Annotated in this window: 25 protein-coding genes; 9 read left to right on the plus strand and 16 right to left on the minus strand. The window is 33.8% G+C overall.

The features are described 5' to 3' along the window. Positions 1–480 precede the first annotated feature (480 nt). The 10 genes from J8281_RS06740 to J8281_RS06785 all read right to left on the minus strand — a co-directional run bounded on the left by J8281_RS06740 (position 481) and on the right by J8281_RS06785 (position 6850). Positions 481–753, minus strand: coding sequence for a hypothetical protein (locus tag J8281_RS06740; protein WP_210196850.1), 273 nt, complete (start codon positions 751–753; stop codon positions 481–483). 29 nt (positions 754–782) lie between these two features. Then, positions 783–1292 (minus strand): thermonuclease family protein, encoded by a 510-nt coding sequence (locus J8281_RS06745; protein WP_210196851.1) that lies wholly within the window; start codon positions 1290–1292, stop codon positions 783–785. A 42-nt stretch (positions 1293–1334) separates the two neighbouring features. Further along, complete coding sequence (locus J8281_RS06750) at positions 1335–1718, minus strand: hypothetical protein (protein ID WP_210196852.1); 384 nt, start codon at positions 1716–1718, stop codon at positions 1335–1337. Positions 1719–1729: 11 nt separating this feature from the next. After that, positions 1730–2785, minus strand: coding sequence for a type I restriction endonuclease (locus J8281_RS06755; protein ID WP_210196853.1), 1056 nt, complete (start codon positions 2783–2785; stop codon positions 1730–1732). A 6-nt stretch (positions 2786–2791) separates the two neighbouring features. Next, positions 2792–3331: a hypothetical protein gene (locus J8281_RS06760; RefSeq protein WP_210196854.1), complete on the minus strand. Its 540-nt coding sequence runs from the start codon at positions 3329–3331 to the stop codon at positions 2792–2794. 5 nt (positions 3332–3336) lie between these two features. Next, positions 3337–3630, minus strand: a complete 294-nt coding sequence (locus tag J8281_RS06765) for a TM2 domain-containing protein (protein WP_210196855.1) — start codon at positions 3628–3630, stop codon at positions 3337–3339. Positions 3631–3803: 173 nt separating this feature from the next. Next, positions 3804–3977 carry a YegP family protein gene (locus J8281_RS19640; protein WP_210197106.1) on the minus strand — a complete coding sequence of 58 codons (174 nt, stop codon included), beginning with the start codon at positions 3975–3977 and terminating at the stop codon, positions 3804–3806. Between the two features lie 121 nt (positions 3978–4098). Further along, complete coding sequence (locus J8281_RS06775) at positions 4099–4767, minus strand: response regulator transcription factor (protein ID WP_210196856.1); 669 nt, start codon at positions 4765–4767, stop codon at positions 4099–4101. Positions 4768–4779: 12 nt separating this feature from the next. Next, positions 4780–6588 carry a tetratricopeptide repeat-containing sensor histidine kinase gene (locus tag J8281_RS06780; protein WP_210196857.1) on the minus strand — a complete coding sequence of 603 codons (1809 nt, stop codon included), beginning with the start codon at positions 6586–6588 and terminating at the stop codon, positions 4780–4782. A 40-nt stretch (positions 6589–6628) separates the two neighbouring features. After that, positions 6629–6850 (minus strand): hypothetical protein, encoded by a 222-nt coding sequence (locus J8281_RS06785; protein WP_210196858.1) that lies wholly within the window; start codon positions 6848–6850, stop codon positions 6629–6631. A 296-nt stretch (positions 6851–7146) separates the two neighbouring features. Here J8281_RS06785 and J8281_RS06790 point away from each other — a divergent pair, with 296 nt between their 5' ends. The 4 genes from J8281_RS06790 (at position 7147) to J8281_RS06805 (ending at position 13493) form a co-directional block, all read left to right on the plus strand. Beyond that, positions 7147–8004 carry a hypothetical protein gene (locus J8281_RS06790; RefSeq protein ID WP_210196859.1) on the plus strand — a complete coding sequence of 286 codons (858 nt, stop codon included), beginning with the start codon at positions 7147–7149 and terminating at the stop codon, positions 8002–8004. Positions 8005–8123: 119 nt separating this feature from the next. Further along, positions 8124–8762: an SDR family oxidoreductase gene (locus J8281_RS06795; RefSeq protein ID WP_210196860.1), complete on the plus strand. Its 639-nt coding sequence runs from the start codon at positions 8124–8126 to the stop codon at positions 8760–8762. Positions 8763–9096: 334 nt separating this feature from the next. After that, entirely contained in the window at positions 9097–10539 is a 1443-nt protein-coding gene (locus J8281_RS06800; protein ID WP_210196861.1) for a glycosyltransferase, read from the plus strand. A 377-nt stretch (positions 10540–10916) separates the two neighbouring features. Further along, the gene (locus J8281_RS06805) at positions 10917–13493 is read left to right on the plus strand and encodes a toxin-antitoxin system YwqK family antitoxin (protein ID WP_210196862.1); all 2577 of its coding nucleotides are present in this window, start codon (positions 10917–10919) and stop codon (positions 13491–13493) included. Positions 13494–13806: 313 nt separating this feature from the next. Here the strand turns inward: J8281_RS06805 and J8281_RS06810 are convergent, their stop codons facing one another. From J8281_RS06810 to J8281_RS06825, 4 genes are all read right to left on the minus strand, one after another. Then, entirely contained in the window at positions 13807–15204 is a 1398-nt protein-coding gene (locus tag J8281_RS06810; RefSeq protein ID WP_210196863.1) for an NAD-dependent succinate-semialdehyde dehydrogenase, read from the minus strand. 48 nt (positions 15205–15252) lie between these two features. After that, positions 15253–15993, minus strand: a complete 741-nt coding sequence (locus J8281_RS06815) for an SDR family oxidoreductase (RefSeq protein ID WP_210196864.1) — start codon at positions 15991–15993, stop codon at positions 15253–15255. 490 nt (positions 15994–16483) lie between these two features. Next, positions 16484–17059, minus strand: coding sequence for a DUF4494 domain-containing protein (locus J8281_RS06820; RefSeq protein WP_210196865.1), 576 nt, complete (start codon positions 17057–17059; stop codon positions 16484–16486). A gap of 289 nt (positions 17060–17348) precedes the next feature. Beyond that, on the minus strand, positions 17349–18236 hold the full coding sequence (locus J8281_RS06825) for a LamG-like jellyroll fold domain-containing protein (protein ID WP_210196866.1): 888 nt from the start codon (positions 18234–18236) through the stop codon (positions 17349–17351). A gap of 170 nt (positions 18237–18406) precedes the next feature. Here J8281_RS06825 and J8281_RS06830 point away from each other — a divergent pair, with 170 nt between their 5' ends. After that, the gene (locus J8281_RS06830) at positions 18407–18985 is read left to right on the plus strand and encodes a carboxymuconolactone decarboxylase family protein (RefSeq protein ID WP_210196867.1); all 579 of its coding nucleotides are present in this window, start codon (positions 18407–18409) and stop codon (positions 18983–18985) included. 309 nt (positions 18986–19294) lie between these two features. Here J8281_RS06830 and J8281_RS06835 read toward each other — a convergent pair whose 3' ends face one another. Beyond that, positions 19295–20026 (minus strand): hypothetical protein, encoded by a 732-nt coding sequence (locus tag J8281_RS06835; protein WP_210196868.1) that lies wholly within the window; start codon positions 20024–20026, stop codon positions 19295–19297. Positions 20027–20491: 465 nt separating this feature from the next. On the opposite strand from J8281_RS06835, the gene J8281_RS06840 reads away from it, so the two are divergent. Then, complete coding sequence (locus J8281_RS06840; protein WP_246849018.1) at positions 20492–21058, plus strand: hypothetical protein; 567 nt, start codon at positions 20492–20494, stop codon at positions 21056–21058. A 16-nt stretch (positions 21059–21074) separates the two neighbouring features. On the opposite strand, the gene J8281_RS06845 is transcribed toward J8281_RS06840, so the two are convergent. After that, positions 21075–21950, minus strand: coding sequence for a pirin family protein (locus J8281_RS06845; RefSeq protein WP_210196869.1), 876 nt, complete (start codon positions 21948–21950; stop codon positions 21075–21077). 436 nt (positions 21951–22386) lie between these two features. Between J8281_RS06845 and J8281_RS06850 the strand changes: the two genes are divergently transcribed. From J8281_RS06850 to J8281_RS06860, 3 genes are all read left to right on the plus strand, one after another. Continuing rightward, positions 22387–23709 (plus strand): cation:proton antiporter, encoded by a 1323-nt coding sequence (locus J8281_RS06850; protein WP_210196870.1) that lies wholly within the window; start codon positions 22387–22389, stop codon positions 23707–23709. Next, on the plus strand, positions 23706–24407 hold the full coding sequence (locus tag J8281_RS06855; RefSeq protein WP_210196871.1) for a YafY family protein: 702 nt from the start codon (positions 23706–23708) through the stop codon (positions 24405–24407). The genes J8281_RS06850 and J8281_RS06855 overlap by 4 nt, the downstream gene beginning before the upstream one ends. An 83-nt stretch (positions 24408–24490) precedes the next feature. Further along, positions 24491–24859 (plus strand): hypothetical protein, encoded by a 369-nt coding sequence (locus tag J8281_RS06860; protein WP_210196872.1) that lies wholly within the window; start codon positions 24491–24493, stop codon positions 24857–24859. Positions 24860–25086: the final 227 nt, after the last annotated feature.

Below are 25086 nucleotides of genomic sequence, written 5' to 3' on the forward strand. Positions count from 1 at the left end.
TCACTCCGTTCTTTTTTATTATCAACAATTTAAGTAAGTTATCAGTCTCCCCCAAACCCCCTCTTTTCAACATCATTATCGACATTTATTATTAGTTTTATTTTCAGAAAACAAATCTAAAGGCACCGCTACGGTGAAACTTAAAAATACAACGTAGTGCTTGGTTTTGCAGCAGTTTAAAGCCGTAATAGATTTTCTAATGCATAAAACGGGTTAAAAGGCTTACTATCACTGGCCCGCGCACTGGGTTGGGGTCTCCGCGCCGCGCGGACGCCTCACCCTAGTGTGCGGGTTACTTTTTAGCCTGCGCGGACGGGTGACCCTATACCGCTGATCGATAAAACTAGTGTGCGGGAGGGTTACCTAACTGTGCGGGACAACTGCCGTATGCCGTTGGTCGATAAAATTTTGTGGGGGAGGGTTGTTGGGTTGTGTAGCGTGTGTTATATGTGTTGTTGGTATAGGGAATTGCGTGCGAGTTTAGTTTTCGTACTTACCCGAACTCTCTATGTGAGTTTCGTAACCACATACGTTTCTACCATATACATTTTTAGCTTTTCTGAGCGATATTTTTTTTATGGTATCATTACATCTTGTCAATCCTTTACATTCCTTTTTATAATGATACTTATCACTGGTCATGCTATTACAGATAAATACCTTTATTTCATCCTTTTTCTTCTCTTTTTTTTGTTCTTGAGCAAACAAAGAGTACGAGAAAAGGATTAATGGGATTAATACGATTGTTTTCATGTTGGTGTAGTTTTGTAATCATATATAAATTATTGATTTGTCTTTTTATTATTTGACTTTTTCCGCTTTCTGAATAACCACGGTTCAATTAGTTCTTCCTGAAACCACATTCCTTTTTTCTGAAGCTTTGCTTGTTCTTCAAGAATTGTATATGAAGAATCTTTAGAATATTTCTTAAAATGCAATGCATATCCATTAGCTACCAATTCTTTATTTAAGACTTGATTTTTATTTTTGATGACTGCAATAAGCCTTCTGTATCGATCATATTTCCCTTTAGAAATTACTTCTACCTTTTTATCAAAACAGAAATCAGACGTAAATTGCTTTGCTTTTTGTCCAAAAGGTTGCTTTTTCTCTGGGCAATCGATATGCTCTAATCTTATGACTATAGGTTCTTTTTTATAGAGAACCTCAATCGTATCTCCGTCTTTTACCCCTATTACTTTAGCAAAAAATTCGTTGGGTAATTTATCACTAGCAGTAAAAGATAAACATGTAATCAGAATTAATACGTAGGCAAAATAGTTTTTGATCATATAGTTAGTTTTATGACACTTAAAGGTATTAATTTTAAGTAATTATTTACACATGTTTCTGGCAACATAGGTTTTATTGCCATTAGAATTTATATAATAGCAACCACCGCGAGGACCTCTATGGTAGGTTCTTGTAGATCTAGACTTATACTGTTTATTACTTTGAGTCTCTTTTGATCTTATATAACTACCGTCGTTATAGGTAGCATTTTTAGTCAGATATTGGACGGTATGTGTAGATGCAGGTTTATTACCTAACTTTTTATCAATAGCATCAATTCTGCCTTGTAGTTCTTGTGCCTTTTTTAATAGATCATCTCTTTGTTTAACTAATTCTTCTTTTAAGTAAAGACTTGCCTCTACACTTTGTGAGTTGCAATGGTAGGATGCGATTATTAGTAAGAATAGGGGTATTAGTTTTTTCATAGTAGGATATTTTATTCTTGTTCGTAATGATCTATAGTTTTTAGTAATTGTTCTCCATACTCATAAATATCATCTACAGATTGAATCTGTTCACGTTGTACATTTTTATTTTGGTCAAAAAGACTGATATATTTTTTATTACCATCGAGATGAAGTCTACAAATAGGCTTTCTGTTGTTATCATCTAATAGAATTCCAAAATAAGATTGTGTATCTCTATGCACGATACGACTTTTTTCTACTTTACGCCTTAGAATCGCAATGACTATCCGAAAAGCTTCTAATTCCTCTTCTGTGGTAATAATTTTACTAATTTCTTCTTCCTCTTCAAATTCTTCTTCTTGTTGTTTTTCAGCTTCTTTATTCAAAGCTGCATTTAATCGATCATTTACTTTTTCACTAAATGTTTGTGCAAATGCTTTATGTACTAATCCAGAGAAATCATCCATAATTCTTTCAGTCAATCTTCCAGAATATACCTTTGATGCAAATAATCTTACAAATTCTGAAGATGACTCAGACAGTTCATTAGTAATCAACTTCTTTATTTCTTTTAAATATTTAAGATCACTTGCGTTATCAAATATTTTATCTACATCAAAATTCGATTTATGAAATTTTGCTATTTCATTGATAACATTCTCTTTAAGATCAGTAATATTAAATTCTAGGAATGGCTTTTCGTCCATTTTATTTGATTCCTCCAGATCTGTATAAAAACGATAGTGAATACCGTTAGTTAAAAGAGCAAAAGACGTTTCCGTAACATGGAAGTACCTAAATAGTTGAGAATTATGAACATTGAGATCTTCCTTCCAGTTTTTACATTCTATAATCATTACAGGTTCTTCATCATGAAAGATGGCATAATCTACTTTTTCACCTTTCTTTAATCCAAGATCAGCTGTGAATTCAGGTACTACCTCAGTAGGATTAAAGCTATCATAACCCAAAAGATTTATAAAAGGTAATACAAAAGCATGTTTAGTTGATTCTTCGGTTTCAATTTGATCTTTAAGCTGCTCGATCTTATCGGCTAGGGCTTTGAGTTGGTTGTTTAGTTCCATAGTTGTTTATTTAAGTTCTTCTTTCACCTGTTTAAGTAATTCCAGGAGGGTTAAAAAATCACCTTTACTTAACCTTACTAGTGACTTGCGATCATGTTTTTCAATTTGTATGTAAGGTTTCCATTGATCTTTACTCCAGTAACAACCAGCTTTAAAACCACTTCTACTTCTGAAGGTAATCTCAGTATAATTTTCGGGTGGAAAATTGAATACATCTTCATTTATAACCTGTATTGATTTAATTAAGGCATCAATCTCATCAATATCTAAAGAAGCTATCTTAGTATCTGAACTATATTTTCCAGAAACTTCTAGTTCAAATCTGAGAGCACTAATAGATTGACCAGAAATCATATCAGTAAGTTTGATTATCTTGAGCTCGGTAAGACCTATTTTTCCCGCTTTTCTGAACTGTTTTTCAATTAAAGTTCCTGATTTTGCCGAAAAGATTTCAGCATTACTTTGTTTGGGATCAATTTTTTGATCCTGTGCTATGCCTACAATTGATACCAAAGTCAGTAATAATGTTAAAACGATTTTTTCCATATTGTTTAATTTTTAATGGCTGCAATCATTGCTACTTGTCTTTCTTGTTCTGATTGTTTTTCTGACGCTTCGATTTCTTCGATCTTCTCAAAAATTAAGAGATTATGTTTATCAACTTTGTTAGACATTGTAAAAAGATCTATTAATGACCAGAACCCTAGACCTCCTAGTGTAAACCAAAATAGTATTTGTAGTCCCCATTTACCTAAATATGCATAATGAGCTCCAAATAATAAAAAGTAAAACAAGTATGCTGTTCCTGTTGATTTGATTTGAGATTGTAAATAGTGTTTATTCATGATATTAAAGTTTTTATATTAATTCATTTCAAACTTACCATCATCGATAACCAATCCCTTGTGGATTTCCACAGACCATAATTATTTAACAAAACAAAAAACCTCACACGTTTTAAAACCTGTGAGGTCAGTAATGCTTGCTACCCCAAACAAGCATGGTGTATTCCCAATTCTTATTCGTTGGTTACATCTTCAATTTCGGCAATTGGTGCGTTGGTTTTTACTGATTCTATTCCGTTTTCACAACCTTGTTTTGTGGTATAAGTTTCACCTGTTGCAATAATTTGATTATTACTTGCATGTAAATTAAAATAGTACTCACCATTATTACTTTTGTGAATTTTAATTTTGGATCTGCCATTCTATAATTGGTTTTAAATTAATACTAGTTCAAAATTACTTTGATCAAAAAAGAATCCCTTGTGGAAATTCACAAGGGATCATATTTAAGATAGAAATATTTATGATTTACTCAATTAGTCCTAGTTGATTAACAATATAGACAAGTTGTATATTGGTTTTGGCACTAAAATCGTCGCGCAGTTTTCGTATTTTATCTTCTATAGATCGTCTACTATTAGGCGTTATGTTGTTTTCTATAAAACGTTGACTTATCTCATCTTGTTTATATCCTTTTGCCAGAAGTTTTAAAAGTTGTACTTCATACTTATTTAATTGTAACACATTTTTTTGATGTAATGCATCTTTAGAAACAGGACAGGTATAGGTATTTCCTCTATCTACGGCAGTAATAGCTTTTGTTAATTCAGATAATCCATAAAGTCCTTTACAGACATATCCATTGATTTTTTGATTGGCAAAAAAGGATTTGATGATGGCAGGCTTTTTTTCTCCGGTAAAAACGATGATCCTAATATCGGGTTGTACTTTTTTTACTTCTTCAATAAGTTGTTTTCCAGAAGTTATGTTATGCTTCTTATAGTCCAAAGCAAAAGAAAGATCACTAATCAATAGATCATAAGGAATATTTTTTCGTAATGCTTCTTTGATCTTTAGCAACGTTTTGTCGCAAAACTGGGCGGTATCAACTGTTGCATCTGTGAACTCCTTAACTGCAGAAACAATTCCGAGGTTTTCATTGTCTACATCTTCAGCAATCAAAATTTTTTTAAACATAAACTATTCAAATTAGGTGCTAAAAACCATCGTGGCCTTGAAACCTTCTTCTGGTTTTGAGTCAAAAGTAATGGTTCCGCCTATGTCTTTCATGCGGATTTCCACATTGCTCAGACCATTTTTTGAAATTGTTTTGTTGAGATCTGTACCGATGCCATTGTCTACGTAGTTGACGATTACCTTTTTATTTTCTTTGGTAAAGGTAATCGCTACTACATTGGCTTTACTATGCCTTTTCATATTGGTAAGAAGCTCTTTCAATACGAAATACAACTCTTCTTTTTTTAATGGAGAGATTTCATTCCAAAAATCAGGTTCAAGTTCACTAGTAATTACTTTAGTTTCTTCATCTCCATATGAGTCCAGCAGTGATAGGAGTTCATCACCATATTCTTCACCCGTTTCAATCTTATGATCTCTTGAGAAGTCTCTGATTTTGTTATATACGCTATCAAAGCCCTTTAGAATCTTTAGATTTTCGTGATTATTATCAAAACCAGATACCTTTTGTAATTGGAGTAGGAGGTAGTAGAGATCATTACCTACTTCGTCATGTAGTTTTTTGGATAGTCTCGATTTAGTTTTGTGTCGTTCTTCAATTCGGGCTGTTTTAATGCGCTGTTTCCAGATTAAAAAAATTGATATTATAGCGATAACTAATATAAAAGAGACCAGAATAAGAACATTTCTCCTTGATGTTTCCTTAGAAAGCTTTAAGTTTTTTTCTGCCGATTGCTTTTTAAGAACTAAATTCTCTTTTTGTTTTTCCTCGACTCCATAGATAATTTTGGCAAATTGATTCTTAATTGTATTCCTGTAATTATTAATACTGTCGTTCAATTTTCTGTATTCTTTTGCTACTTTTTTTGGATTATCCTCTAAGTCAATCAAAAACGAAAGAGTTTTTAATTTAGATTCAGTACTTTTTATTTGATTTGCAATTTGATAAGCTTTGTTTGCATAATCTAACGCGGTATTATCTTGATTACGATTTTGATAATGTTCGGTAAGATGTATACAACTTGCAAATTGACCTGAGTAGTCTCTCATTCTTTTTCTAATTTCCAGAGCTTGTAATAATTCTTTCTCAGCAGTTGGTTCATTAAGTAAGGACTTTGTATATGCAAGATTATCTTTGACTTTAGACAATAAAATAGAATCCTGTTCCAGAATAGAACTAGAAGTTATTGTAACCAATTTTGTTTGAGCTTTTTTATACTTAGTTTGATGAATAAGAGCTACAGCAATGTTGTTGTGATATTTCAATAATGAAATTGAATCGGATGTTATTGAAATAGCCCTTTCATACCAAGATATAGCATCAGCATAGTCTTTCTTTCTGGAGGAAGATATTGCCAAACTGTTATATAAACCAGAGACATATTTATTTTCTTTTGTGTTTTTTAGATGCTTTAATCCGTTAATAGCGGTTATTTCAGCTCCTGAGAAGTCTCCAATAGAGTTTTGAAGATTTGAAATATTAAGAGCTTTTTTACCAATATTGACGCTGTCTTTTAAACCCACAAAAATGTGAAATGATTTATTATAGTTTACAAAAGCATTAACAATATGTAAGTTAGCTCTTTGATAATACCCTAATCTAAATAAAGCTTTTGCAATTGATACACTATCATTAGAACCGTGTAGAAAATTTAGTATTTTTTGCGAGTAGAAAACTGCACTATCATATTTTCTGATCTTACCATAATATTTACAACTATCTTTCCAAGTTTCAATGATTTGTGTATCTTTTTGATATGACCATGATATGCTTGTAAACCCACAAACAAATAAAAAGAGGAATGTTAGCTTTAGCTTCATTCCTCTAATTTAAAAAATGATTCTGATAAATAGTTATAATTTAATCTTCATCCGGAACTTCATTTACTTCTGCCTCTTCACCTTCTGTTGCTACTTCTTCGATACCGATTTCTTCGGCAAGGTCCGAGGTTGTACAAGAAAATAATGACATATTAAATAAAATGATTCCTAATATTAAAATTGCTTTACGCATGGCTTCTGAATTTTGAAATTTGACATAGCGGTTGCTGTCTGGGGTTTTAGCCCAGAGGATAATTGCCAACCAGCAACTCATTTGAATTCAGAAGAGGCCTCTTCTTTGTTTGGGAAGTATGTTTTGGAAAGTCGAAGACAGAAAAAGCTAATTGTACTTCCCAGTTTCAGTTATCTGATCCTGTCTTATATTTCCAGTTTCGATTTAGTTTGTATACATTTGTTTGATAGCTAATCAAGACAAAAACTAAATCTGTCACAAAGAAAAAGCTGTTTTACCCCACTATTAGTAAGTGATTCGGATTATTCGTATGATTTCGGATTAATTCGGAAAATTCGCTTTTAATTTATTTTCAATTTATTGGTATGATTACTTTTGAGAAGTATATAAAGGAAGTATTAGACAAATTTGAACTTATACGAAAAGATAGTTCTCACCAGTTGAATTGGTTCTTCGAGAACCTTACACCTGGAAGTATAAGATCAGCCAGTAAAGAAGTTTTTTATACAAGAAAAGGAAATTTAGATTCCCAAATTTTATCGGCTTTCTTTAATATCTCAAAAGACAAAGATCTTTATAGCCATTTAGGTAATACAAAAGCTGAAAAGTTTTTAACTGTAAAGAATTTTCTAAATGGATTAACTCAAAAACCCAATAAGGAAATAGTTGAGTTCACTGCATGGTTAATTGATTTTCAACCGCGACCATATTCTGAGTTCCGAAAAAGTGAAGGGAAATCCTCTAAAAAAGTACAAGAGAATAATTCAAAAAATAATGTGATTGTATGTGATGATAATTTCGATACAAGGAAAGTAATTGATGAAAATGATGAAGGAAGAACGAAAGATGGTATCAGGGAAGGAAAACTAAAAAAAATAGTAATCACTATAACTTTTATAGGAATCACAATCCTTATATATTTTATTCCGAATTGGGAACAAAAAGATTGCATGATATGGAAAGAAAACCATTATGAAAAAACAACTTGTGGTACAACTTCGTATCCTGATGTGTTGTATGATCAAAATTTAGTCGAAAATTTTAAAAAAGTAAAATTAGACACCACAATGGTATTTTTTAAAAATGGTAAGGCATTATTTTGGTATGATAGAGAAGGAGGGGATATAGAGTTTTTTACAACAGGAGGTAGACATCCGGTCAATAATAAAATATTAAGACCAGTTACTGAAACCATTGTACGTAAGTATGTTTTTGGCGAATAATAACGATACTATTTATTAGCTATATAAAAAAATTAAGACGGTTTTATAAGCTGTCGTTAAATACTCGTTAAACGCTATTGTATGCTTGTAAAAAAGTAATGCTCTGAGTATATTATAGAATGGAAAAAATACTAGTAGTAGGTGCAACAGGCACCACAGGAAATAAAGTCGTCGATATTTTAAACAAAGATCAAAATTATGAGCCCATTGCTATGGTTCGTAAAAAACAACAGCAAGCAAATTTTGAACAACAAGGTATAAAAACCATATTGGGAGACCTTACTCAAGATGTTTCACATACGACGCAAGGCATAGACAAAGTAATCTTTGCGGCAGGTTCTAAAGGAAAAGCATTAGATAAAGTAGATCGTAAAGGGGCTATGAAAATTGTTGATGCGTCAAAAAAGAATAAAGTTCAAAAATTAGTCATGTTAAGCTCGATAGGAGCTGATGCACCACAACAGTCAGATGATCTCCAGGACTATCTGCAGGCAAAGCAGGATGCCGATGAATATCTTGCTAATAGTGGATTAAATTTTACCATAGTTAGACCGGGAACGTTAAGTAATCAGGTGCCTACCGGAAAAATAAGACTTGCGGAACATCTGGATACTAAAAACGGAGAAATACCCAGGGGCGATGTAGCCAAAGTTTTGGTCAATAGTTTAAAAGATACCATAGCCAATCGTAATGTATTCGAAATCCTTAACGGAGAACATCATATTGAAGAGGCTATGAGTGCTGTACAAACTTCATAGTTGCCTTTATAATAAATGGTAAGGTATAGTAAACCTTAAAGTAATAGTTTAAACAAATAAAGAACCGCTTTGATAATCTTATCAAAGCGGTTTTTTATGGATTATAGATTCATTAGCATCGAATTATTTTGTTTCTCATTGATCTTATTCGGTAACGGTAGCATACAAATATTCGCTCATTTTTAACCTAAAAAGTGGGGAAATTATACCTTACCTGTGTAAAAGATCCACACCTTTAGATCTTTTGTAATTTGCTAATAGTCTGTGATTCAACAGAATTTCAAATATGGTATCACTATTGGTATTTCTGGAATTGGAAATTAAAAAAATAGTTATGAAGGGACACATCATTTCAAATTCAACACCAAATGCAGGATTTGATTCAGTAGAACAATTAAAAAATAATACATCATCAATAGCAATCCTGATAGCTACTTTTATAGTGCTTTTTGGAGCAGCTTCTATGTTTTATTTCTTGCAACCTTATTTTGAGGAAATTCACCTGGAACGTATGAACACCACATGGGGAATTACTCTGGTTATCTTAGGGATAGTTTTGCTAACTATCAAAATTAGCTTTATCGGGTACATATTATTTTTGTATTTGCGATATAAAGTCGTTGATTCTGTAACTGATAAAGAGTTGCCTCTATGTACTGTAATTGTTCCGGCGTATAATGAAGGGGAGTTAGTGCACAAAACACTACATAGTTTAGCAAAAAGTGATTACCCTATCGAAAAATTGCAGATTATCTCTATCGATGATGGTAGCCAGGACGATACCTGGGAGTGGATGAAGAAGGCTAAAGAGGAATTAGGTAATCGCGTATCGATTTATCAACAACCCAAAAATAAAGGAAAGAGACATGCCTTGTATCGCGGATTTAATTTGGGGATGGGTGATGTTTTTATTACAGTAGATAGTGACTCGATTGTAAAAAAAGATACGTTGCGAGTAATGGTATCTCCTTTTATAGTCAATGAAAATTGTGGAGCGGTAGCGGGTAACGTACGTGTTTTAAATAGAGATAAAGCATTAATACCAAGAATGCTGAACGTGAGTTTCGCATTTAGTTTTGAGTTTATACGCTCTGCACAAAGTGCTTTGGGTTCTGTATTGTGTACACCAGGAGCCTTATCTGCATATCGTAAAGAGGCTGTTTTTAATTGTTTAGAAGATTGGATTAGCCAGACGTTTATGGGACAGGTTTCCAAAATCGGAGAAGATAGAGCTATGACCAACATGATCTTAAAACAAGGGTATAATGTCTTGTTTCAACGTACAGCTTATGTGTATACTAATATCCCCGAACGTTATAAAAATCTCTACAAGATGTTTATCCGGTGGGAGAGAAGCAACATTCGAGAGAATATTGCAATGAGTAAATTCGCATTTACTAATTTTAGAACCGAATCTAAAAACGGTACCAGGGTATTATTACTTAATCAATGGTTGAAAATGATCATGGCATATCCCGGAATAGCATTAATGGTATTTTTCGTTTTTACTTATCCTTTATTATTTATTAGTGCTACGTTAGTGGGAATTTTAGTGTTTTCAAGTATTCAAGCATTCTTTTATGCCAAAAAGCACAGTATTTCCGAAGCTTTATGGGCGTATCCCTATAGTATTTTTTATGCTTTTACCTTGTTTTGGATTACGCCGTATGCTATTGCCACAGCAGGAAGAAGCGGCTGGTTAACCAGAGACCTTACCAAAAAACAATTGAAAGAACAACAACCCATTGATGTTGTTCCCGTCACTATAACATCGTAATAGATCTTTGATCATCAAGAATCATCCTTATAAAAACAGGATGATTTTTTTATTGAAGAAGTCTTATTATAATTAGTGACCCGTTCTTCGCTTTCGTTATTGTTCTTATGAATATCCATAATTTAACTTAAACGGTTTGCGTCAAGCTGAACTCGTTTCAGCTTCTCATCTCAATGTACTGAAAATAAACTTCATGAGATCCTGAAATGAATTCAGGATGACTTCTCAGTTAAATTTCAGGTATAATAACGGACAATCAATTGTTCTTTCAAAAATTCTAATATCTCGGGGAAGTCATACCAACAAAAATTCTATTTTAGCATAAAGTACTAATTTCTTACCAGGCCTTTTATGCTTGCGTAAAATAATAAATACAGATGCAAAAGATGGGATATAAAGTATACAACCCTTATTTCAAGTTACTGGTTGTACTGTGTATTAGCACTATTCAAGTAACCTCAGCTCAAAACGATACGATTTGGTATACCACCAAGTGGAAAAAAACGACAAAATCTGATGCTACCTATTATCGACCGCCCGTACAGAAAAAAGGGAAACTTTACGAAGTAAAAGACTATTATATTGATCATACCTTGCAAATGAAAGGTTTTTCAAAATATGCAGATAAGGATCATTGGGAAGGTCTTATCACCTGGTATGATAAAAACGGGCAACTCTCACAATCTCTAGAATATACTGATAATCGACTTAATGGCGATACACGTTCTTTTTATCGAGAAAAAGAAATGAAGGGTACTTATAAAGATGGACGTTTTGTTTCTGGAGAAGTCAATATGAAAGCGAATCAATACGACTTTTATATTGCAAAACGAGATAGTTTGATCGTAGAAATCATTCATGACAATGATCTGGACGGAATTAGAACCGAAACCTACCTCAAAGATGCTTCAAAACGTTATGTTGTTAAGAGAATGTTTTATGATCAACAAGGGAAACATATAGGGACCGCAATACGAGACACTCTCGAATATCAGGATCAGGGAACCGATGTGTATTATTATTACGATCCTATGAGGGTCAAACAAATTATAGAGGTAGATAAAAATAACAGAGAGGTTGTTGCTACGTTTTACCCTAATGAACAGCTTCGAGATCAATTTATTGAAGAGCCCAAACCCAAAATTGTGTACTATACCGAGGGTGGTGCTACGATGGATTCTATCTATGTGAAAAAAGAGAAAGGAATTCGAAGGTTTTATGATGGAAAACGAATTCGATTTTTTTCAGACTATAAAAAAGACGAACTGGCACTAATTAAGTCTATAGAAATTTATGATAAAGAAGGGAATCTTACCGAAGCAACATCTTATTTTAAAAATAAACAGGTGCGAACCAAAGTGGTGTACAAGGATAAACAGAAAATGTCTGAGATAAGTTATGATGAAAAAGGTAATCAAATAGCTGAACTTACGTATAAAAATTACCTACCCTGGGATGGTACTAAGATAAATCCCGATCGTCTCGAGGTGTTTAAAGAAGGAAAATCAATTAAAGAAGTTACCTACTATTACGGCACGAGACGTCCTTTTAAAATTTTCGAGAATAATACCGCTACATTTTATGATCAGCAAGGCAACCAATTAAGCCAGGTGACTTCAAAAAATGAAAATTACTTTTCTCCTTTTAACGGGACTTCGTATGCTGTAAATTCCAATGGAAAATTCACCAACATCTCTACTTATGAAAAAGGTGTTCTAACACACGAAATTCGATACCAATACTTTTATAAAGATTCTTCAAAAGTTGGTAAAGAAGAAACATTCTATGATCTTGTGACACGATCGCGTAATCGAAAAATAGCATATTATCACGATATCGACCAAAAAAGAAATGAAACTATTTTTGAAGGTTACGATATTGCCAAAGAATTATATTACGATCGCAAAGGAAATCTTTTAGGAACCTTTACTCCTAAAACCAAAGATGGCTTGTACATCAAATACTTTTACAATTCTGATCAAATACAAATTTATGAAGAGCGAAAAAATGGTGAGATTTTAAAACGAAAGGAATATGCCATCACTAATAGATCAGGTTTCAAAAACTCTAAATATGTACTTATCGAAGATACAAATATAGCTGATAAAGCAACATATTATTCTAAACAAGGAGAGGTCATTGCTCAATTGAAATTTAAAGATGGTAAACCTTGGCAAGGTCAGGTCTATGACCATGTGTCTCGAGAACTTTTCAGTATAAAAAATGGAAAAAAAGAAGGAGTATACAAGCAATTAGATTATAATGAAAATGTACTACGCTCTGGAACGTATAAAAATGATCAAAAAGAAGGAGAATTTGTTATTTACGATAAAGACGGTCGTAAAAAAGAAGTAAAAAACTATGAAGCCGGTAAGTTAGAAGGGAAAACGGTGTATTACCACCCCGATGGCAGTATTGCAAGTGCTTTAATCTATAAAGCAGATAAACCCTATGAAGGAAAAGAAATATATCAATATAGAAAAGGTGCTGATAGAACAGAACGTTGGTACAAAAATGGAACTATAGAAAAAGAGGTCATCACCAGAGCAGATGATATTAAAAAAGTATACCATTCTGAAAATAATAAAAAACGCGTAGCTATTTTCTTTAAAGATACCGAGCGTCTCAAGTATTCGTACACTCTAGATAACGGGGCTCTTGGGGGAGAAGTGATACGATACGATAAAAATGGAAATAGTAAGTATACCGCGCACTTTGATAACGGAAAGTTAGAAAGTGGCACTGTACTACTAAAAGAAGATAGTTATGGTGTACAACCCGGCAATAGTTTGCTGCTATCAAAAACAGAAAATGAATTGGCAATTACCGTATTTGATCCAAAAGGGGCTATTGTTTTTGAATTAAAAGAAAATGATAATGGCCGAGGTCAATTTGTAAGATCAGATAAACTTGGTTTTGATATACGCTACATTTATGAAACTAAGTTGTATTAGTAACTTCTCGTTTTTGGGATAATGGGTAGAACCTAGGGTTTTAAATTAGATTTAAGGTTATAAAATTTACGATTTTCGATAGCTTACCGTTAGTATATGTACATCTTTTTAAGTTGAATCTATAGATAATAAAAAATGAGGGTGTCTAAAAAGGTTGTCATTCCGAGAGAAGCGAAGGAATCTGTTGAACTTAAGTTTTTGATAAACAGATTACTTCAAAATTAAAATTTTTCGTAATGACGTTTTTTAATACTTTTTAGACACCCTCATTTTAGTGTGTTTAGACAATGAAGTACTAAATGTTGTACACTTACTAATCTTCTAAAATGATAATAGATTTGGTATTCACAAATTCTTTTACTCCAAAACCACCATGTTCTCTGCCATATCCAGAGTTTTTAACACCTCCAAAAGGCATATTAGGTTGTGCCAATCCGAAAGAATTGATAAATACCATACCTGTATCAAAATGCTGTTCTGCCAGATGAATAGCTTTTTCAACGTCTTTTGTAAAAATTCCTCCGCCTAATCCAAAGCGGCTGTCATTAGCAATTCGCATAGCATCCTCTTGATTTTCTGCTTTAATGAGAGAAGCTACGGGTCCGAAAAGTTCATCATCATATGCAGGCTGACCCGGTTGTACATTTTCTAAAACGGTTGGTGGATAGAAAAATCCCTCGCCTTCGGGTATTTTTCCGCCACATAAAACTTCTGCTCCGTGGTGAACACTTTCTTGTACCTGATCATGAAGTTTTTCTCGCAAATCTTCTCGTGCCATGGGGCCTATATCGCTATCTTTCGACATTGGATCTCCCACCGTAAGGTTTTTCATTGCATCGACAAATGCATTTTTAAAATCTTCATAAATTTTATCCACTATAATAAAGCGTTTGGCGGCAATACATGTTTCTCCGTTGTTATAAATACGCCCCTTTACGCACTTCTCGACAGCCAGCTCCAAATCAGCATCTTCTAAAACAATATATGCATCATTACTGCCTAGCTCTAAGACTGTTTTTTTAAGTTCTTTTCCCGCTTTTTCTGCAATTACTTCTCCGGCTTCAGAACTTCCGGTAAGGGTAACTCCACGTACATGTTGATTAGAAATAACATGATCAGATTGATCATGATCTATAATTAATGTAGTAAAGAGGTGTTTTGGTAATCCTGCTTCTTTAAAAATTTTTTCTAATAACTTGCCTGTTCCTGTTACGTTAGCTGCATGCTTTAGCAATACTCCATTTCCTGCCATTATATTAGCAATCGCAAAACGTATCACCTGATAGCTGGGATAATTCCAAGGCTGTATCCCATACACTATTCCGATAGGTGAAAAGGTAACCCTACCACGACCACCATTAGACAGTTTTCTTTCTTCAGGTTGTAATTGTTCAGGACCATTTTCTGAAGTATATTCGCAAATAGCGGCGCATAAGTCTACTTCTTGCTTGCTTTGTTTTACCAATTTACCCATCTCTTGGGTCATAAGTTCTGCGAGCTCATTTTTATGTTCTTTTAATTGCTTACCAATTGCAGAGATAATGGCTGCTCTATCTTGGGTTGATTTCTGTTTCCAATCCAAAAATGCCTGATGGCAGTTTTCTATGGCTTTATTCAACTCTGCATCCGACATATATTCATAGTGCGTAATTTCTTGCCCTGTTGTTGGATTAACAGTGGTAATTGCACTTTCTTTTGTTGCTACATTCATGTTGGTTATTTAATTAATTATTATTCTTAGCTTTTTTAGATTTTACCTTTATTTTTGTTCGCTTGGCATGATATAAACATCGTTAATATTTACCCGATGTGGCTGCGTAAGCGCATAATAAATGGCGTTGGCAATATCTTCAGACTCCAGTGTGGTCATTTCTAACATGTCTGATAACTTTTCCTTAATATCTTCATCGGTAATCGTATCGGTAAGTTCGGTAGAAACTGCACCCGGTTCGATAGAGGTCACATTAATTCCGTACTGCGGAGCCAGTTCTTGTCGTAATCCTTCAGAAAACATTTTAACAGCAGCTTTTGTAGCACAATACACAGCCCCGCCAGGAAAATACTTATAAGCAGCTGTAGATGAAATATTGATAATGTGCCCTCCTTTATTTTCAGTAAGTGTGGGTAAAACAGCTGCTACACCGTTGAGCACACCTTTGATATTTACATCGACCATTTTATCCCACTCATCGGTCTTTAATTTCATTATAAAAGAGAGGGGCATAAGACCAGCATTGTTAACGAGTGCATTAATTGTCCCGTATTGATCTAAAGTCTTATTTACCACCGCTTCAAAATCAGATGATTTTGTAACATCTCCTGTTGCAACTAAAGCATGTCCGCCATTATTTTCGATCTTTTCTTTTAATTCGTTAAGGCGATTTTCTCGTCTTGCCATTAATACAACTTTAGCTCCGTTTTTACTCAGTTTCAAAGCTGTTGCTTCTCCTATGCCACTAGAGGCACCTGTAATGATCACTACTTTTCCTTCTAAATCCATAATTTTTTTATTTTTAAAATTCTTTAACCCGGTTTATGCATTAGAATTTCGTAATGAGGGTTGAAAATGCCATAAAACCAAGTGTTTTCTAAGTTTCAGCATAGCATCGCTACGGTGAAACTTAAAAATACAACGCAGTGCTTGGTTTTGCAGCAGTTTAAAGCCGTAATAGATTTTCTAATGCATAAAGCGGGTTTAATTAATACTTCTAAAAGTAAGGGTTTTGGCTGGCTGCAATTAATGGTATCGCAACCTTCATTAACTTGATCAGAGTTTTAGTTTTATGGGTACCGCCAAAAGGTATAATACTCCCGAGGCTTACCCTTGAAATTGAAAAATTATTTTCAACGAATGCCTAAAAACATGTAGCAGAAGGGGAGAGCGTCAGATAAAATGAATGCTAGGTATACGAAAAGAGGCTGAATTTTTTACAAAAAAGTAAATCATTCAGCCCCTGGTCTGATTGTATGTTATGTAGAAAATCGTATGGTTATTCTTCTTCTTGATCAAAATTCGAATGAATTACTTTGTGATCTGTATTCAGCACTTTTATTGAATGGTTGGGTTCGTCATGCTCTGGAACCGCGTTTTTGAGCGTATTGAATCTTTCTATTTTTTCTGACGCTACTTCGTCTCCAGAAAAATAAGGAAATACATCCATGATTGGCGATTCTGATATGGCGGGAATTGTATAATCTCCCATGGTATTTTTCATAGCATCATTCGTATTGTCGAAAGCTTCTTTTACGTCATTTGCCTGAACTAATAAATACATATTTGATTTTCGCTCTTTACCACTCTCTTCATCATAAGCAATTAGAGCTACTTTTGATTTAAACCATCGATCTGAATTTTCAAAAGGATGTATTTCGGCATAATTAGCTACTTTTATATTGGTAATTTTGAATTCTTCACTAATATATGCAGACATTTCTTCGTTAATTCGAGTTTCGGCTTCGGTATAAGAAACGGCATCGATTAAATAAGGCTCTGTGGTTAGTTTTTGAACTCCAGAGTCATTCGTTTTTCTGTATTTTACTTTACATTCATACCAGGTTGCGCTCATATTTTTGTTTTTTAGGTAAACAAATATAATTTTTTCATAAGGTCTGAAACGCTTCCTTAAGATATAGATATTCACAATTTTTACAAGTATATCTTAGGTGATTATCATTCAGCAGTTTATTGGCACCGCGAAAGGGTCTAATTCCTTCGAGGAAATTTACGTTAGATAAGCCCCGTAAACCGAATAACGACATTCTAATGCATAAAGCGGGATAAACGTAAAATGGCAATCCTGCCTGTATCCGCCAGGTAGGCAGGTTTTAATGAGTAATTTCAAAGTAGAACTGGTATTATTTATCCAAAAGATCGTGCACACCATTTTGAAGGGCAAAAAGTGTGTTGATTTCTTTATGGGATAGTGCTTTGTTGAAAATAGATAATTCATCCATGAGACCGATGTACCCTAATCCGATATAGATATTTGAGAGTTCTACATCCCATGTAAAAGGAGTGGTAATATTTGATCTTTCGCCTTTCAATTTTCCATCAATAAATAGTGAAGCTTTTCCTTGTTGGGTATTCAGGTTCGAAAAATTGATAAGCACGTGTGTCCAGGCATCCTTTCTGAACGGTGGATTTTCAACTACCGGTAATTTTTCTATAAAGATTGGATTTTCATTATCCGGTCCTTCGGGATTAGGATTCCAGATATCTCGATCACCTATTACTCCCAACCGAAAATCCCTAGGGTTCTCTTTGGTAAAATCAACCCAGATTGAGGCGTCATTATAACTAACATCTGTAATTTGGATAGGATCACAATAACCGGGTTTTAGGTCGGTATTGGGATCTAATTGTAACCAGAATGATATCGCACCACTCCAATCCGTTTTATTATAACTAATATTATTCTTACTGGGGTAATAAATGCTTCCTTTACTTCGTTCTGTAAAACGAAGCGCGTCACCAAAAATCCCATCGTTCTTGGCAATTCGAACACCGGGTTTATGTAACCCCAATTGAGCCGAATCTCTAGCCTTTCTATTTCGAACACTATAGAGCTGTTTATCGCCTAGTGCAAAATCTGCATTGATACCCTCATCAAAAGAAGCATAGAAGGTAAGTGATGTTTTAAGATTTTCGGTATCGACATCTTTATTTTCATGACATGACGTTACTACTGAGACAAATAATACACTAGAAAATAAAATACTACTTGCGATTCTATTGGATATCATAGTTTGGTGGGATTTGTGTGTTTTTGAAATTAGTTGATACAACTGTATAAAAAATGTTTTAATCAAAAATACCATTCAGGGTAGTTCTTTCAAAATATATTCGTAGTATCTTTATGATTTAAAATCAATTAGTACCTTTACTATAAAACCAATTTAAATATCCCCCAGCTATGAAAACTATTAGTTCAATTATAGAAGACCCTATTACTACTGAAGAATTAGAAAATACGTTTAACACCATAAAAAAAGAACTCGGTGCCCCTTTTGTACCCAATTTTTTTCAGGTATGGGGACATGCACCTTTAGCTTTACATGGTATTGTTCCCGCCATGAAGTACATTTTGGGCAGTGGTGTTTTAAATCGTAAAGTAAAAGAGATGATTATGATTGCCATATCATCTTCAAAAAATTGCAACTATTGCGAAACTGCACATCAGGTATTTTGTTTTGCCATGGGTGCCTTACCAGAGCAAATAGAATGTTTGGTTAATGAACATACCCTTTCTGCTTCAGATGATCCAAAGGACAAAGCGGCTATTGATTTTGCCGTACGTTTATCTCGAGATCCCAACTCTTCTAGTGAAGCAGATTTTGAGAAGTTACAAAAATTGGGATATTCAAAACCAGAAATTCTTGAAATAATAGCCATGTCGGGTATGGCCGTTTTTTATAGCCATCTGGCTGCGGCTACAAAAATTAATATCGATGAAGGTTTTGCTGAGGCCTTATCGAAGACAGAAGTTAAATAACTATAACTAATTGGCTTCGTTGTAAAATAGATAAACTGCACGTACATTAAAGGTACAAAAAGTACAAAGTGATCATCTAAAAAATTATTATTTCAATTAAAGTGAAGAAATCTGGTATATATTGCCCATTTATAGATAAAATAATTTCAAATTAATCTTTCTATTAACACTGCAAGAGCGTCTACTACCTGAAAGTTTACTTTGAAATTATTTTTTTAAAGAACATCCCAAAAAACTTACTCGTGGTAATTTACTTTAATAACTTTTTAGACAATCATTTTTTTGTTATTTAGATGGGAATCAGAACGGTTAAAAATTTAATCTTCCTGTTCCAGTATTACCCGAGTAGTAATTATCCCACCCATCAGAGGTGTCATTATCCAACCAAATATTAGGATTGCTCCAAAACCCAGATGAGCCTGTTGCTGTTACTGTTTGATCTTCTTTCCAAATTTGGCATACGTAATCTTTCACAAACCAACCATCGGTTCCCTTGAGATATAAATACCCGTAATCTACTTCTACCCATTCTATAGCCTGACCTGGAAAAGTGGCTCTAAATAAGTATCCATCCCAACCTCCATCTAGGCTATCTCCGGCATCATCCATCCAATTAAATGCCGGAGTATATGTGCCAACGCTTGTAGTGAATCTAACAAAAGTACCTACAGGACCACTGGTTTCATTATGAGTTTGTGTTCCTGTTCTTACCCATACACGATAAAACCATTCTGTGCTAAACCCTTTATTTGACTGTTTTGGTTGCTTAGCGATATATGCTGTAGCAGCTTTATTGAATTCTTGTACTGCAACATCGTGAGGTACATCCTTGGTAAAATGAATTTTTAACACAGGTTGAAGGGTCTCTTTAACTTTAAGAATTTCTCCATCATTCCCCGTTTGGCTTTTAAAACTTTCATTTTCAGTCTGTTCAGAAACTTGGACGATGTCATTTTCAGTTTCAGATTTTTCACAGGATACCATAAATAGTACTCCAAATCCTAAAAATGTGATGGCTCGAAGATTTAATAAATTTTTCATTTGTTCTAGTTTTAATATTTATATTTTAATAAGTAGTTGCTTCCCCCTTTTCGATTGCCGGCGTGTAAAAGTGTATAGTCAACTGTTAAAACAAATGTATTGGCTTCATAAAGGAGTTGGTACCGTTGATCACCCCTTATTTCAACATTTTCACCCCTAACATTTTAGGGTTTAGACACTTATAAATATTGGGGGATTTCCGAAAAAAGGGGTAACCTATTTTTTAGCTGTTCTTATAACTCCTTAAATGGTTTTTAGTTTCAGATCATAAGACCCTATACCACATATTAGTATTGGTAAACTTTTATAGGCTTTTTATCGTATGTAGCCGCTTAATCGTTATGGGTATCAACTTCCGTTTCACATTTTTAAATGTTTTCAAAATTTCTTACTGTTCGTTTCAGCTATAAATATTTCATTTTTTCAAAAAAATACAAGTTCTTTATACCGGGAAAATTTTAAGGTTTGGAAAGTCAAGAAAAGGAACAAAAAAAAGTATTTACTCGATATAATTTTTTTAATAAAACATATTGCATTTTTAAAGGTGCGGCACTTCGAGAAATTTCAAAGAGAAAGCCAAACTATAGAAGTGAGTCTGGCAGTACCTATTATTATACAAAGTATGGCGTGTATCGTTTATCAAATCATTGGGGCAGGGCTGCAAAATGTCAATGGAGACTTGTTTCAGAGTATCCGGCAGAAATAGATGACTTACGATTGGGGTATGCAGATTGGGGTGATTTTAGAGAAAACCTGGATCCTGATGTCGACGCTTACTATATTTCAGTAGATTTTAGCACAAACAAGGTGAGTTACATGCATAAAGATAATCCTGATTATGATGGAATCGCAATAGTACGCTCATCAGACGCGACTAGAAAATTAATCAAACAGATTAAAAACTTACTAGAAACGCACAAATGGGCCAAATATTACGAATATGATAATCTCGATGAATTTAGAAAAGAAGTAGTAACTCGATTAATAAATAGTACTATTTCTCTTAACGAATTACGAAGAGAATTGGTATAAAACAACGACAATACGGTTATGTTCCTGGTAAAGGAACGTAGGTATGATCATTACTTACTTTTGGAAATGCTTTATTTTCCCAAAGTTTCTTGGCATTTTCAATTTTATCCTTACTGGAGGATACAAAATTCCAATAGATGTGCCGTTCTTCAGGAAAAGGTTGTCCACCAAATAGTAAAACATGCGTCCCAGGTTTTAGGATTAGAGTGCAACTGTCTTCGACTTTGGAAACTAGCATATTACCTTCATTGATGGTTTCGTTGCAGGCTTCTATAGCTCCCGTCACGATACAAATACCAATTTCTCCTTCTAATTCTCCCTGAACGTTGAGGGTATATGAATCTTCAGCTTTTATGCCTATCATAAATAATTCAGAATGTACAGGTAGAGGAGACGTTTTCCCAAAACCACTTCCTGCTATAAGTTTAAATTTAGCAGTACCATCGTTCCAATTCGGAATACTAGAGGCATCAATATGGTGAAATTCGGGATCTATATCTTCCAAATGTTTAGGAAGGGCAACCCATATCTGGTAACCATGAGCTGTAAATTCTTTGGTACCTCTCAAATCTAAAGGAGTACGTTCTGTATGTGTGACCCCTTTGCCAGCCACCATCCAATTTACCGATCCTGGGGATATACGCTGTTCTGTACCTATACTATCTCTATGCATAAGTTCCCCTTCGAGCATAAATGTTAACGTTGACAAACCTATATGAGGATGTTGATCTACATCCATATAATTTCCTTCTTTTATGGTGGTGGGGCCCATATGATCAATAAAAATAAACGGACCTACCATTCTTTTTTTCCTAAAAGGAATAAGTCGGCCTACTAGAAAGTCACCTATATCCCGGCTCCTTTCTTCAATTATTAATCCTGTGTTTGACATACTATCATATTTATATTAGAACTCGTCTGAAGTTTTTGTCTAGAATCAAAAAATAAGCTTTTGCCACCTAATGAGACCATTTTGCGTACCATAACCTTAGCTATATTATGAAAAAGGATGAAATTAGAGTGCAAAATGTGTCATTGTAATCTAGAATGAAAACTTCAAATAAAGCTTTATAAAGATATGCGATTTAAATGATCTACTAGTTAAATTTATGTGAATACAACCTGTTAAGCAGTTTGTGTGATTCTTATACATCTAAATAGAAGCCTGGTGACCTCATCTGTACTTGATAGATTTATCTCAGGATAGTTTACTTTTAAAATAATTTACTATCTTTTCGATCGTTTTATAAAAACAGTGAATTTATCTTGACTTTTTAAGTAAACTACATAAGTTCGATAACTATAACACCAACCTTTGACCTACTTATATGGAAATTTTTTCTTCTTATAACCTGATAATCGAAATCTCATTAGTCATTATCCTATCTTTTATTTTTAATGGTATTGCAAAAAGAACCAACATTCCGGCAGTTTTGATGTTGATTATACTGGGTATAATATTACAGTATGTGATTAAAGCCTTTGACGCAGATTCTATAGATTTTTTTCCGATGCTCGAAGTTTTAGGGATTGTTGGGTTAATTATGATTGTACTTGAGGCTGCGTTAGAATTAAAATTGAAAAGCGATAAGCTTATGCCTATTCTAAAATCGATGGCTATAGCACTCATAGGTCTAGTGGCTTCAACGTTTATCGCAGCTGTAATATTAAAAGCTTTGATCGATGGTATGACAATGCAATCGGCTTGGTTATATGCGACACCTCTATCTATTTTAAGTAGTGCTATTATCATTCCAAGTGTAAGTGGATTAAGCGAAGCGAAGAAAGAGTTTCATGTTTATGAAAGTACTTTTTCAGACATCTTGGGTATTATGTTGTTTTATTTTCTTACCGGAAGATTAAACCCTGCGGAAGATTCTGGTGTAGGAGGTTTTTTTCTAAATTTAATTCTTACGATCGTTATCTCTTTGGTAGCAAGTTATGCGATCATTTTAATTTTTCAGAAAATCAAAAGTCAGGTCAAACTATTTCTGCTTATTGCAGTATTGTTATTGCTCTATGGGCTAGGTAAAAAAATGCATCTGTCGTCTTTAATCATCATTTTAATTTTTGGATTAGTAATTGCTAATATGAAATTATTTTTTCAAGGTAGTCTTAAACAATATCTGGATTTTGAAAAGGCCAAATTGATATATCACGAACTGCATGTGATTACGGCAGAAACTGCATTCGTTGTGCGTACATTATTCTTCGTTATTTTTGGAGTTACCATTGTACTATCCTCTCTTTTAAGTCTAAAAGTCACCTTAATTAGTATATTAATTCTGATCTCGATTTATGCCATACGTTACGGTTTACTTCGCCTTTTTATGGGGAAAGATATTTTTCCGCAGTTGTTTATAGCCCCCAGAGGATTGATTACTGTACTTTTATTCTACGCAATCCCTGCTGAAGCTACTATAGACGGATTTGAACCTGGGATTCTATTATTTGTAATCATTGGTACGAGCTTAGTTATGACCGGAGGAATGATAAGAGACAAAAAAGTAAACTTAGAACAGGGGTTAGGTACAGCACCGATAGCTGCAACTGAGACCGTAGAAGAGACTGAATATTTCATAAATAATGCCACAGATTTAAGTGACCTTGATGTCGATACCAATTCAAACGAAGATCATAACGAACCATGAAACGTTTACATCGATTAACTGCAATTTTGGTTAAGTTACAATCTAGAAGAATAGTACAAGCAGCCGAGCTTGCAGATAAATTCGAAGTAAGCTTACGCACTATTTATCGCGATATGCAGGCATTAACAGATGCAGGTGTACCTATTGGAGCAGAAGCGGGTACAGGTTATTTTTTGGTTGAAGGATATACATTACCTCCTATCATGTTTACTGAAAAAGAAGCCAACGCATTATTAACGGCATCCAAAATTATTAAAACAAATAATGATCAGTCGCTAATTAACGAATATCTTGAAGCTGTTGAAAAGGTAATAGCCGTACTTAAAACCACACAAAAAAAGAAATTAGAGATTTTAAATCAACGTATATTTACATATGATCAACGAGTTAAACATCCTAGTAATTCGTTAGCCGTTATTCAGCAAGCTATTACCAACCTAAGAGTTCTAGAAATTCAATACACTAAAGCAAGCGAAGAATTAAGTAAACGCTTAGTAGAACCCCTAGGCGTATACTTCACTAATAATACTTGGATTATGATCGCATATTGCAGGTTACGCAACGATTATCGCGAATTTCGAACAGATCGTATTGATAAACTGTTAGAAACTCAACAATTTTTTCACTCCCAAAAATTTACACTCGAAGATTATTATAATAGAAGAGCACATCTTTACCGAACAAATTTTTCTTCGTAAATTACTACTGACATAGGGTTGTCATACATGCATTCTATTTTTGATTAAAATTAGTAAACAAGATCACATTAATTCTAATCAATATGGTTAATTTATTATTCGATTGTTCAGTAAAACCTGAAAGTCATCTATCTATTGCCAAAACAAAAAAAAGCGTAGTCGAGATCGTTGTATTTACACCTCATCCAAAATATACAGAACAAGAAATACAAAATGCTCTGGAATCGCTCAACGAAATTATAAAATTGTATCACGGTTTTATAGAGAGAACTACAGCAAGAACGGCGCAGGGAGATTATGTCGATATGCTGTATTGGACAGATATGAAATCTGCTAAAATAGCAGCAAAGCTTTTAGTGACCGACAAAAAAGCTTCAAAATTCTTTGATATGATTATGCCAGAATCGTTGCAAATGAATCATTATTCTATTTTTAATCAATTTGATGAGTAATTTTAAAATAGAACTGGTATAATTTAGCAATGCCTTCATCTTTAGTAAAAGAATAGCTTTTCCCTCGGAGCGGGTTAAAAAGATGGAGGTATTGTTTACAAATAATATCAATTCGAGTGCTACGACATAGTTGTAAAAAGTGTTACCATTTTAGTTCGCATAATCTTTTATGACGATAAAAATATCCATCCCTTTTCCTGCGCTCTATTTTGCCTGTCGCTATCGCG

The sequence above is a fragment of the Aquimarina sp. U1-2 genome (assembly GCF_017897595.1).
Classification (GTDB): Bacteria; Bacteroidota; Bacteroidia; order Flavobacteriales; family Flavobacteriaceae; genus Aquimarina.